The 13,255-nt window shown below is 42.4% G+C and carries 8 protein-coding genes; 3 read left to right on the forward strand and 5 right to left on the reverse strand.

The window, feature by feature from the left end:
• Positions 1–89: 89 nt before the first annotated feature.
• On the reverse strand, positions 90–2,411 hold the full coding sequence (locus tag F9K23_07380; protein KAB2917013.1) for a response regulator: 2,322 nt from the start codon (positions 2,409–2,411) through the stop codon (positions 90–92).
• 27 nt (positions 2,412–2,438) lie between these two features.
• Positions 2,439–2,864 carry a response regulator gene (locus F9K23_07385; GenBank protein ID KAB2917027.1) on the reverse strand — a complete coding sequence of 142 codons (426 nt, stop codon included), beginning with the start codon at positions 2,862–2,864 and terminating at the stop codon, positions 2,439–2,441.
• Positions 2,865–3,059: 195 nt separating this feature from the next.
• Here F9K23_07385 and rlmN point away from each other — a divergent pair, with 195 nt between their 5' ends.
• Positions 3,060–4,103, forward strand: a complete 1,044-nt coding sequence (gene rlmN, locus F9K23_07390; GenBank protein ID KAB2917014.1) for a 23S rRNA (adenine(2503)-C(2))-methyltransferase RlmN — start codon at positions 3,060–3,062, stop codon at positions 4,101–4,103.
• An 80-nt stretch (positions 4,104–4,183) separates the two neighbouring features.
• A complete protein-coding gene (locus tag F9K23_07395) occupies positions 4,184–5,179 on the forward strand; it encodes an NTP transferase domain-containing protein (GenBank protein ID KAB2917015.1) in 996 nt (331 codons plus the stop codon).
• Between the two features lie 72 nt (positions 5,180–5,251).
• Here F9K23_07395 and F9K23_07400 read toward each other — a convergent pair whose 3' ends face one another.
• Positions 5,252–7,519, reverse strand: a complete 2,268-nt coding sequence (locus F9K23_07400; protein KAB2917016.1) for an NADP-dependent malic enzyme — start codon at positions 7,517–7,519, stop codon at positions 5,252–5,254.
• A gap of 201 nt (positions 7,520–7,720) precedes the next feature.
• Here F9K23_07400 and F9K23_07405 point away from each other — a divergent pair, with 201 nt between their 5' ends.
• Complete coding sequence (locus F9K23_07405; GenBank protein ID KAB2917017.1) at positions 7,721–9,754, forward strand: sensor histidine kinase; 2,034 nt, start codon at positions 7,721–7,723, stop codon at positions 9,752–9,754.
• On the opposite strand, the gene F9K23_07410 is transcribed toward F9K23_07405, so the two are convergent.
• Together F9K23_07410 and F9K23_07415 are read right to left on the reverse strand one after the other, a co-directional pair.
• A complete protein-coding gene (locus tag F9K23_07410; GenBank protein ID KAB2917018.1) occupies positions 9,751–11,967 on the reverse strand; it encodes a hypothetical protein in 2,217 nt (738 codons plus the stop codon). The genes F9K23_07405 and F9K23_07410 overlap by 4 nt on opposite strands.
• Positions 11,968–12,119: 152 nt before the next feature.
• Positions 12,120–13,255: AAA family ATPase (locus F9K23_07415; protein ID KAB2917019.1), on the reverse strand; the 1,136-nt coding region annotated here is incomplete at its 5' end.

The raw sequence follows: 13,255 nt of genomic DNA on the forward strand, positions 1-13,255 counted from the left end.
TATGGGTAGGTAAAGGGACGTTATCTATAATATAAAGATAACCCGCTAAAGCTTAATACCAAAAATTGGTGTTGGGTAAACGATAAAAATTATACCTCGGTTTCCTTCAGTACAGCAAAGCGTATCAACTTTTCTTTCAGTTCGTCAATATTTATAGGCTTCAACAGATAGTCGTTCATGCCTGTATCGTATATGCGTTGACGGGTTTCTGGGAACACATCGGCAGTTAATGCCAAAACGGGTACATTATGGTTCAATACGTCCGATTTAGGGTCGCGTATCATTTCAATGGCATCAAACCCACTTACTTCGGGCATTTGCAAATCCATGAACACAATATCGGGAGTTTCGGTTTTTAGGTAATCAACCGCTTCGCGACCGTTGTTTAGTAATACTACGTTTATTTTCCAACGCGATAATATCTGGCGGATTACTAACTGGTTGGCTTTGTTGTCTTCAGCTACTGCTACCTTCAAGCCTTCAAGGGCTGTATCGGGTATCTTTTTAATATCACCTGAAAACGCGTTGCTTTGCACCCCGTTAATTAAGGGTATAGTAAACTTAAAGCTAGTGCCTTTGCCGGGTTCGCTTTCAACAGTGATAGTACCGCCTTGAACTTCTATCAGTTGCTTGGTAATTGCTAATCCTAATCCCGTGCCGCCAAACTTGCGGGTAGTATCGGTATAGGCTTGTGTAAAGCTCTCGAAAATAGTACCCAGTTTATCCTTGTGTATTCCTATGCCGGTATCTGATACCGAAAACTCAACCATGGCTTTGCCCTCGCTATTGTTTCCCAAAAACTTAGCACCAACGGTAACTGAACCTTCGGTGGTAAATTTTATCGCATTACCCATCAGGTTATTCAAAATTTGAATAAGGCGGTATGGGTCGCCCAATAGTTGGGCAGGCATAGCATCATCAATGCGGGTAAGCATTGCAATGTTTTTGGTTTTGCCTTGCAAAGCAAATGTTTTGCTCACTTGCTCAATAATTTGCTTAACGTCTAAGTTTATCTCTTCAAACGTTATTTTACCCGATTCGATTTTTGATAAATCAAGAATATCGTTAATAATCACCAACAGGTTATCGGCCGAAAACTTAAGTGTATTTAAGTTCTCACGCTGCACCTCAGTAAGCTCTGTTTCTTGCAGCAACGAGGTAAGCCCTATGATTGCATTCATAGGCGTACGTATCTCGTGGCTCATGTTTGATAAAAACTGAGACTTTGCTTTTGCCAACTCTTCGGCCACTTTTTTAGCCTCCAATAAGTTGGTTTCGTTGGTTTTTTCTTTAGTAATATCTTGTGAGAATATCGACACTCCCAAAATACCCTTATCTTCTGTTTTGATAGGATTAAAAGTGGTTTCGAAAAACAGCTTGTTGATGCGGTGCACAACAGTGGCGCGTTTTCCACCAAATGAAAGTTCAAAATTCTCTTTCATCATCTGACGGTTATCATCGTCAAACGGAATTTTGAAAACATCCATTCCCTCTCTAAGCTCAACGTTATAAAAGGTTTTGAATATCTTTTTGGCAGCCTTGTTTAATCCCGTGATTTTGTAGTTAGCATCTATTGAAAATATAACGCTGTTTGTACTTTCAAAAAGGGCCTCCATGCGGGTGTTTTGCCACACAATTTGACGCTCGTAGCTAACTTTTGAGGTGATGTCGTAAAAGTTGATGATGATGTACTCTTTTCCATCTTCATCGTAAAACGTATTACCGGTTACTGAAAGGTATTTGGTTTGCCCGCCCGCCTCAAAGCTAAACTCATAGGCTTGTTCGCCTTGGTGCAGCAAATCGGTCATGTGCAGGCGGTTGTTAAAAATCTCGTCGATGGGGTGATCTAAAATTTCATTCATTTCACTACCCATGATGTCTGTAAACGCCTTATTGGCACGCTGTACCATGCCTTCGCTATCTATCAGCAGCATTCCCATACCGCTGGCATTAAAGATATTGGCCATCATCTGCCTGCTTTTTCGCAGCGATGTTTCGGCCAATGCTTTTTCGTTCTCAGATTTTAAGAGCAGGTTGGCAGTATGCACCAACATTGATATACGCTCTGCTGTAATTTCTTCTTTGGTAATGTAATCCAACGCCCCGCTTTTCATCATCTCAACAGCAATCTTCTCATTGCCTTGTGAGGTAACAATAACTACAGGGGTTTGTATCCCTTTAGAGCGAAGGCTTTTTAACACCTCAAGTCCATCGCTGCCGGGTAGTAAGTAATCTAAAAAAATACAGGTATAGTTGCCGCTTTGTGCCAAAGAGAGTGCCTCATCGGCACGGTAGTTCACCTCAACCTCGTAATCAAGATTTCCTTTTGACACAGCACGTCTAAACGCCAAAATATCAATCTCGTCGTCCTCAATTAAAAGAATCTTAACTTTATCCTGTATCCCAAACATAGTTTTCTGTCGTATAGTCGTTTCCTTTTACACCGGAAATTCGCACAATTGCCAGTAGTTGCTTAATGCCGCTACTGCACCCATAAATTTATCCATGGATAATGGTTTCAAAATGTAGCCTGCCACGTTAAGGTTATAGGCCTCAATAATGTCATTGTCTTTATTTGAGGTTGTCATTACAAAAACACTCAATTGATGCAGCTTATCGTCTTTTCTCAACTCTTTCAAAAACTCAATGCCGTTCATTTTAGGCATATTCAAGTCAAGTAAAATGATTTTAGGCATAGGTTTATCATCCGTGCCGCAGCTACGCAAAATCTCAAGCGCCTCTATCCCATTTCCTGCCAAATACAACGGGTTATTGATATTGTTTTTTTTAAACGCCCGTTTAATATTCATCACATCCACTTCATCGTCTTCTACCAGCATTATGCTGATTATTTTACCACTCACCATAATCATTTCGTTCATGCTTCAAAATAGGTATTTTTTCCTATTTCTTCATCTTATTTTTTTAAGGGTCAATAATATACAAATCTCCATATAAAAATTTACTTTAAGTAGTCGTTAGTTTTAAAAAATTGAGCATTTAAGCCCGTTTAGTACGAATAAGAACAATAAGGAGGTATATACGTATCTTTGTGCCAAATGGATTTATCTCAAAAAACAGACGTGCGTTCGCTAACACTTCCTCAATTACAGGAACACATGGTAGCAGCGGGCGAGAAAGCATTTAGGGCCAAACAAGTTTATGAATGGCTGTGGAAAAAAAGTGCGCACAGTTTTGAGCAGATGACCAATTTGTCGAAAGAATTAAGAGTGTGGCTTACTGAAAGATACACGATAAACAACGTGAGCATTGCCACCCAACAAAAAAGCAACGACGGCACTATAAAAAATGCCTTTAAGCTATACGACGATAACATTATTGAGGGGGTTTTGATACCCACTACCGACCGTATGACGGCTTGCGTGAGCAGCCAAGTAGGGTGCAGCCTTACGTGCAAGTTTTGCGCTACGGGGTATATGGACCGTAAACGCAACCTGAATGCGGATGAGATTTACGACCAAGTGGTGCTGATTGACAGACAGGCGCGCGAGAACTACGAAATACCACTTAGCAATATTGTGTACATGGGCATGGGCGAACCATTGCTTAACTATGCCAATGTGATGAAATCTATTGAGCGTATTACCTCGCCGGATGGTTTGGGTATGTCGCCACAACGGATAACGGTTTCTACAGCCGGGGTTGCTAAAATGATTAAAAAAATGGCCGACGACGGGGCAAGGTTTAATCTTGCTTTATCGCTGCATGCTGCTAATGATGAAAAGCGCAACCAAATAATGCCCATTAACGAAAGTAACAATCTGGAAGTACTGGGTGAGGCATTGGCTTATTGGTACGAGAAAACAGGCAGCAGGGTTACTTTTGAATACATTGTTTTTAATCATTTTAACGACGAAATTGAGGACGCTCGCGAGTTATGGCAGTTTAGCAAAAAGCTGCCCTGCAAAATAAATCTGATTGAATACAACCCCATTAGCAATGCTGATTTCTTAAATGCCGACGGGGATAAGATTGAGAAATTTAAGACCTTTTTAGAAAACAAGGGACTGATTGTAAACATCCGCCGCAGCCGCGGTAAAGATATTGATGCTGCATGCGGACAGCTGGCAAACAAGCACTAAGCCCTTTATTATCCGGCCGTTTGAAGGTTATGTAATTCTTATCGGCCTTTTCGCTTAAACTTCATACCTTTGTCTCACTTATGAAAGCTATCATACCCGTAGCAGGTATCGGTACGCGACTGCGTCCACACACACATACGCAACCAAAATCACTTATTCCGGTTGCAGGAAAACCCATTATCGCCCACATTGTTGACAACCTCAGCGAAGCGGGAATTACTGAGTTTATTTTTATCATCGGTTACCTGGGTGATAAAATTGAAAGTTATATTACCTCTAATTACCCCAACAATACCAACCATTTTGTTATACAAACCAGCGGCAAAGGCATAGGCCACGCTATATGGCTGGCTAAAGACCTTGTGAATGATGAAGATGAGGTGTTTATTGTATTGGGTGATACTATTTTTTATACCGATTTACAGAAGGTATTTAAAAGCCCTTATTCATCGTTAGGAGTGAAGAAGGTAAACGACCCCCGTGCTTTTGGTGTGGCCCAACTTAACGGTGAAGGCTTTATTACCAGCGTGGTTGAAAAACCATCGATACCCAAAAGCAACCTTGCCCTTATCGGCGCTTATTACATTAAGCACGGCGGGGTATTAAAAGAGGCGTTAGAATATATTATTGCCAATAATATTAAAACAAATAACGAGTTTTATCTTACCAATGCGCTAAACCACATGGCTGAGAGCGGTTATAAATTAACTGTTTTCGACGTGGATAATTGGTTTGATTGCGGCAAGAAAGATATTTTGCTTGAAACCAATGCTACCCTGCTAAAGCGGTTTAAGCTAACGGCTCCATCTACCAAACAGTACGAGAACACTATTATTATCCCTCCGGTACATATCGGCGAAGGATGCACCATAAAAAATTCAATTATCGGCCCTGATGTTTCTATCGGGGATAATGCCATTATTGAATACTCAATCGTACGTAACTCAATTATCGGCCCTTACGCTCATATTGAGTGTGCCATACTTGAAGACTCACTGATTGGTAACGATGCCATGCTGAAAGGCCTTGTGCAAAGCCTGAATTTGGGAGACAGTACTGAGATTAATTTTCAATAATCTATAACACATAAAAAAACACCCGCTGCAAATGGTTTGCAGCGAGTGTTTTTGTTTATTCAAGGTATGTTATTATGCTCTGTCTTGCGCATCAACCACGGCAATGGTAACCATGTTCACTATCTCGCGGATGCTGCTGCCCAACTGCAACACGTGCACGGGCTTTTTCATGCCAAGCAACACAGGGCCTATGGCCTCAAAGTTGCCGGTTTCTTGCAATAATTTATAAGCAATATTACCCGACTCAAGGTTAGGGAATATCAGGGTGTTCACGCCTTGGTCAACCAATTTGCTAAAGGGGAAGTTGTCCTTCATCAAATCATTGTTAAGGGCTACGTTGGCTTGTATATCACCATCCACAATCAAATCAGGGTGTTTTTCGTGCAAAATTCTCACGGCCTCAGCTGTTTTCCTTGGTGTTTCGCCTTTTGCCGACCCAAAGTTTGAGTATGATAGTAACGCTATTTTAGGCTGTATGTTGAAGCGTTTAATTTCTTCGGCTGCCAGTAACGTAATCTGTACCAACTCTTCAGCTGTTGGGTTAAGGTTTACTGTAGTATCTGCCAAAAACAACGGCCCTTTTTTGGTGCTGATAATGTACATACCCGCTACGGTGTTTACATCGCGGTGCATACCCAATACACGCAATGCCGGTACAATGGTATTGGTGTAATTTTTTGTAAGCCCTGAGATGTAAGCATCGGCTTCCCCTGTTTCTACCATCATGCAACCAAAGTAGTTACGGTCGCGCATTACTTTGCGTGCCTCGTAAGCATTCAATCCTTTGCGCTGACGTTTTTCAAACAGTATATCGCCGTATTGTTCCAGCTTTTCTTTCTCTAAAAACGGTTCAATAATTGGGCAATCGTCAAGGTCAAGGTTGTTTTCTGCAATCAATGCCTTTATCCGCTCGTGATTACCTAATAATATCGGATGCGCAATCCCTTCTTCTTTTAGTATGTGGGCTGCTCGCAATATCTTTTGATTGTCGGCTTCGCCAAATACCACTTTTTTAGGGTCTTTGCGGGCCTTCACCGTCAAGTAATTAATCAGTTTGTTTTCAAGACCCATGCGGTTTTTCAGCGATGCTTCGTAAGCATCCCAATCCGTAATAGGGTTACGGGCTACACCGCTATCCATGGCTGCTTTTGCCACAGCGGGAGCTACGGTATATATCAAACGGTCATCTATAGGCTTGGGGATAATATAGTTTTGCCCAAAGCTCATGTTCTTCTCGTTGTAGGCACGCATAACCTTATCGGGCACAGGTTCTTTGGTAAGTTGGGCCAAAGCGCGTACAGCGGCCAGCTTCATCTCTTCGTTTATCTGTGTGGCGCGCACATCCAATGCTCCCCTGAATATGAAGGGGAACCCTAAAACGTTGTTTACTTGGTTGGGATAATCACTACGGCCGGTAGCCATAATAATATCGCTGCGGGTAGCTACCGCCAACGCATAGTCAATTTCAGGGTCGGGGTTGGCCATTGCAAACACAATAGGGTTTGCAGCCATGCCCATCAGCATCTCAGGCGTCAACACATTGCCTTTACTCAACCCTATAAATACATCTGCTCCCTTTAACGCCTCTTCAAGCGTATTTATATCTCTATCGGTAGCAAAAAAGCTCTTATTCTCATCCAGCGAAGCATCGTCTTTGCGCAACACTCCCTTGCTATCCAACATCACAATATTCTCTTTTTTCACTCCCAACGAGATAAAAATGCGGGTACACGATATGGCCGAGGCACCGGCTCCGTTTACCACCATTTTAAGGGTATCCAACGGCTTGCCTACCAGTTCAGACGCATTTAGTAATGCTGCCCCACTAATAATGGCCGTTCCGTGCTGGTCGTCGTGCATCACGGGGATGTTCAACGACTCTTTTAGCCTACGCTCAATCTCAAAACACTCGGGTGCTTTAATATCCTCAAGGTTTATCCCGCCAAAAGTGGGCTCAAGTGCTTTTACAGTAGCTACAAACTCGTCTACACCGGTACAGTTCAGTTCAATATCAAATACATCAATATCCGCAAATATCTTGAACAGAATACCCTTACCTTCCATTACGGGTTTTGAAGCCTCAGGACCCAAATTTCCAAGCCCAAGTACCGCAGTACCGTTTGATATTACTGCCACCAAATTGCCTTTGGCAGTATAGCGGTACACGTTTGCGGGGTCTTCTTGTATTTTTAAACAAGGCTCGGCAACACCGGGCGAGTATGCAAGGCTAAGGTCGCGTTGCGTAAGAGTGGGTTTAGTAGGTACAACTTCTATTTTACCGGGACGGCCTTCCTCGTGATATCGCAAGGCCTCCTGTTTCATATTTTGATTTTCGCTCATGGTTTATACTTTCACAACAAGTAACGGGGCAAAAATAGAAATGTTTTGTAGTGGTGGGCAGTTAAATGTGCAGTAATTTGATGTTTAGTTTTTTGCGTTTTTTTTGTTTATTTTTGCGAAATTTTAAAAAACTCTGTACTAGTGCTTTCACAACAAAAGCAGCACATCTTGTTATTTTTTGTATTTGCCGTTGGCTTTATCATGCCCGCGTGCAAACAAAGTAACAGTTTGCATGAGCGGGAGCTTAAAATAAGTGAACTTGATTCGCTTGTTGAGATAACTCACGCCATGATTGATACAGGTTATAAGTCGAACTATGAGCCATTGAAGCAACGCCTTACTGAGCTTGAGAAGAAGTGCATTGAAACAGGAAATAAAGAGGGGCAGGCCAGGGTTTATCTTATGCTGGGTTCTATGGAGCGCTGGCGACAAAATTATCTGGAAGGATTAAACTGGTGCCACAAGGCTTACGAGGTAATAAAATCTTCGGGTACATCATCAGAGCTGGATGTGATGCTCGAAATCGGTGATATTTACCGTGATTTAAACAAAAAGCGTTTAGCCAATGAATTTTATTTATTGGCGTATGATTTTGCCAAACAGCACAGCGATTTTTTAACACAGGCTTTTGTTACCAACCGTTTGGGTACCATTTTTTATGCCCAACACGATTATACGCTTGCCCTCGAAAACTTTAAGCACACGCTAACAGCCATAAGGTCGGCCAATTTTGACGGAGAGCATAAAACAAAATGGGTGCAAGTGTATAACAACATTGCGTTGTGCTATGTGCAAAAGGGTTTTTACGACTCGGCTTTGTTTTACTACGATAGTGCCTTAACTAAAACCCAAAGCCTTGACTCTAAGATAAAAGAGAATGCTTACGGGGTAGTTAGCGGCAACATTGGCCGGTTGTTTCAATTGAAGGGTGAATACGAGGCTGCAACGGAACGCTTACACACCAATATAGCCATTAACAGCAGGCCTAATTTTGATAATGGTGATGCGGTTACCTCGTATACTTACCTGTTGGAAATATATAACGAGCTTGACAGCATTGATGCCTTTGAGACCAATATTGAAAAAGCGATAGACTTTACATTTAAAGTTAAGCAATCGCGGATGAAAGAATGGCGGGCTCGCTTGTATGGTTTAATGTCGGCTTTTCAGGCTAAGAGGGGCAACTACAAAAGTGCACATCATTTTCAAAGCCAGCAAATGGCCTTGGTAGATTCTATTACCAAGATAAACGAAGCTGAAAACCTGCAAGACATGATTCTCTTTAGGGAACTGAACGAGAAAACCAAAATGGTTGAGCTTCTGGAAGCGGATAACGCCTCTAACCAACTGAGACTGCAAACGTTTATTGCCATATCGGTGTTGGTGGTGGTTATTCTGGTGATTGTGGTGTTCTTTATGAACGTTTACCGCAAAAACCTAAAAGAGCAGAAGAAACTGAACGAACAAGTGGCACTGCAAAATGAGCAGATTACATTGAATACTATCGACCTTGAGCAGGCGATAGAGGAAATGAAGTTGCTTAATACTGAAAAGAACCGCATGCTGGGCATGGTGGCTCATGATTTAAGGGGGCCGATTTATAATATTACAGGAGTGCTGCAATTACTTGAAGGCTCGGAGAGTTTTGCTCAAATGAACGATGCTGATGTGCAGTTGGTTGAATTGATTAAACGCTCTTGCGAGAATGCACTGGATGTGATAAATGATTTGCTGGATGCTGCGCACCTTGATAATGGCGGGCTTGAGATTGAGAAGAGCGACCAGCAACTTGCAGAAATAATACGCAGCACGGTGCGTTTGTATGAAAACCGCGCCCAACAAAAACAAATTACGATTGAATTTAGCGACCCTAAAGAGGTGATAACTGCGTTTGTAAGCAAAGAAAAAATGACCCGAGCGGTGGGCAATTTGCTTTCAAATGCTATAAAATTCAGCCATGCCAATAGTATTATCCGTATTGTACTTTCAGAAGTAAACGGGCATGCGCTTATCTCTATTGCCGATGAAGGCATGGGTATACCTGAAAAACTGCGGAATGCTATCTACGATAAATTTACCATGGCCAAGCGGCACGGCACAGAGGGAGAAAAACCCGTGGGTCTAGGTATGTCTATCGTTAAACAGATTGTAGATGCACACAACGGCCGCATTTGGTTTGACACCGAAGTGAACCGCGGTACTACCTTCTATATCGAAATCCCTTTGAAAGGTTAATCGGGTTGTCCGTTAATCTTCTTAATCAGTTTTCTTAAGTTTTGGTTAGAATCTATACGTTGATCCATCCGACGCAATGTTGTATCTGATATCACCCAGTTCATAGAAAACGAAGTTGTATCAGCGGGATGTTTCATGTCGTAAAGATTAATCTTCGTCCAACAGTTAGAGCAATTAGTATTTGCATAGGTTTGAACAAACGAGCGAAGACGATCGTTGTTTACGTTGGTTTGTTGCCCATACGACCCTGATAGCGTTATTAAAGGGGTAAACAAATCGTTTACCAACGGGTGCATCCTGCTGGGCTCTGTTGCACCGCCTTCAGAGTTAGAAATATGTATGATGTGGAACTCAATTTTATTTCTAATTGGCCTGTAGAAGGTGTCTTTTGCCATCAACCCGTTTAGGTACGAAATGGTTTCCAGCACAATACCCGCCCCTGAGTTATCAAAATATCCGCCATCAACAAAATACTCGTTCTTAATATCTGCCGCAGGGCTAATGTATGGGAAACGGGCACTCAATACTGCTGCCGAGCTATAGTGAATACTGCCAAAGTGCGGAGTATCGTCCATCATGCCCAATACATCAATACGGGTAGTGTATCGGTTGTTTACGGCCACATTACCTATTACACCGGGCGAACCATCTTTAACACGGGTGGTGTTGATAAAGAACAACGGTAGCTTGCCTAAACTATCATTAAAACTGGAAATGTAATCAGCGTACGGTTTGGCAAACAAGTTCCCCATAAAGTGGTCGTGATTAGGTTCTTCCATTGATATTTCAAGAGCTGCGCTGCGGTCTTCTATACCACTTAGCACCAAAATATGTCTGAAATAGTCAGGCCCCAGAAGGTGTGAAATGGTTGATGATAAGAAATCACTTTGCAAAAAGGCACTGCCCTCTTCTTGGTAATTCATTCCTCTAAATGACGGGTTGCGCAAAGAACTGTCCATTAATGCATAGAAAACTGCGTTCCCTACACTACCGCCCGAAGCTCCTGAAAGGCAGAACAAGTGACGGCCGAATTTTCCGTTAGTTTCTGTTTGCAAACGTCCTAACGCCGAAGCCACCCAATACCCTGAACGTGAAGCTCCACCGTCTGACAATACAAAGTACACAGGGAATTTTTTACCTGAGTCTAATGCTTCAATGGCTCCAAGGTTATTAGTAAACCATTGTTTTGAATAGTCTGCTATGTTTTTCCTGTGGTCATATACTTTACCCGCTGTTTCTTCTCTGCGCAGCTTGTAAGGGCTGCTAAACATTCCGATAACTATAGCCAATCCCCATAAAATAAAATGCAGGTTAATACGCCTCCATATTGTAATCATTGACACTATTTGCAAGAAGCCCAATAGCACACCAAAACTAAGCATTACAATGTTGAACGGCCCGACTGCTCTGGCCCAACCGCCTGAGAATATGGCAGCAAGGTAAAAGACCAATGGAATAATGGCTATTATATTAAACCCTTTGAAAAAGGGCACCTCATTTTTAGGGAGGGTAATAATTTTTATTTTCTTAAGCAGCGTAATAGTCACATACTCATTGCTATTGTTGGCATCAAGGTTTTTTCGACGCAGGTGATTCCATGCTAAAAATGCAGTTTGTGCTACCCAAAGAGCTACCAACTGCACCCACAAATTGCGGTTAATAGTGCCCTTGGCTGACAGAAGGTACACTACTACCAATATTATAGCAAACGCAATAAGGGCAATCCATGTACTGCCTGCCTTGTAGCTTCGGTTGGTGTTATTAAACAGCTTATAAATACCAAAATATATGGCCACTTGCGCCACCAAAAGGGCTGTAATCCACCATCCATCGTTTTCAGTACCAAAATACGGGTGGTTTATAATGGCTGCCTCTACCGCAAAAAAGGTAGCATAGCCCAACACGCGGGGAAACACATTGTACCAAAACTCGCTGGCTTGTCGTTCGCTTGCTTCCTGCAACTCCAAGGGTTGTCTTTCTGTTTTAATATAAACTATCAGCCTTGATGTGTACCATGCCATAAAGGCCAAAAAGGCCACCGCCAGGGCTAATAACGTTGCCGAATCACGGTGCTGAACGGCTATTAACAATACGTCTTGCCCTTGTGATAAGGAGCCGAAAACAATAGCAGTTAATAGGATGAATAAAATAGCAGGGAAAAGCAGCCATACCATTGATAGTATTTTGCTGAAATGCTGTAAAACGCGGTTCATGATAGGTTTAGTTTTGATTATAGTGTGGCTAACTTATGTATTTTTTTTCATTTTTGAACACGCATTTCTTGGGTACGGTACGTTTTAAAATAAGAAACCCCCTTGCCCGAAAGGGCAAGAGGGTTTATAAATATAAATAAGTACAGTGTTAATTACACTTCAATTTCGGGTTCATTTCCGTTTTTGGGCTCTTCAGTAATTGTTGCAACAGGCTCGATTACTGCCTCAACCGCAGGCTTTTTGTCCATATATTCTTCGTAGCTGGTTTTGCTGTCAAAAGGACGTTTGCCAATCAAACGCTCCAAATCAGTTTGGAAAATGATTTCTTTTTCAAGCAATTCTTTGGCAATGGTCTCAAGCTCGTTACGGCGTTCATTCAACAACGTTTTGGTACGTTCATAAGCATCGCTAATCAGTTTACGAACCTCTTCGTCAATCATCTTAGCAGTTTCATCGCTGTAGGGCTTACCAAAGCCGTATTCGCCTTGTGGGTCATTAAACGATACGTTACCTACTTTAGGGTTCATACCGTACATGGTTACCATCGCATAAGCCATTTTGGTAATACGCTCCAAGTCGTTTTGTGCACCTGTGCTTATGCTGTTAAAAATAATATCTTCAGCTGCACGTCCGCCCAAGGTCATACACATCATGTCTATCAACTGCTCTTGGCGGTACAGGTATTGTTCTTTGGGCAGGTATTGGGCATACCCCAATGCTGCAACACCACGCGGAACTATTGATACCTTCACCAACGGGTCAGCATACTCAAGGTACCAACCTGCAATAGCATGGCCTGCCTCATGGTAAGCAACAATTTTCTTTTCTTCGGGCGATATAATTTTGTTCTTCTTCTCTAAACCACCAATCACACGGTCAATCGCATCCTGAAAATCCTGCATATCAATCACCGACTTATCACGACGTGCAGCAATCAAAGCAGCTTCGTTACATACGTTGGCAATCTCAGCACCGGCAAAACCGGGAGTTTGTGCAGATAATTTCTTAGGGTCAACCTCAGGGTCAAGTTTTAAAGGTTTCAAATGCACTTTAAATATCTGTTCACGACCAACAAGGTCGGGAGTATCAATGGCTATCTGGCGGTCGAAACGTCCCGGGCGCAATAAAGCACTGTCCAACACATCGGGGCGGTTGGTAGCAGCCAATATAATTACACCGCTATCTGTACCAAAACCATCCATTTCAGTAAGCAACTGGTTTAGGGTGCTTTCACGCTCATCATTCCCTCCTGTCACCATATTCTTACCGCGTGCGCGGCCTATGGCAT

It is taken from the genome of Bacteroidota bacterium (assembly GCA_008933805.1).
Classification (GTDB): domain Bacteria; phylum Bacteroidota; class Bacteroidia; order UBA8524; family UBA8524; genus SB11.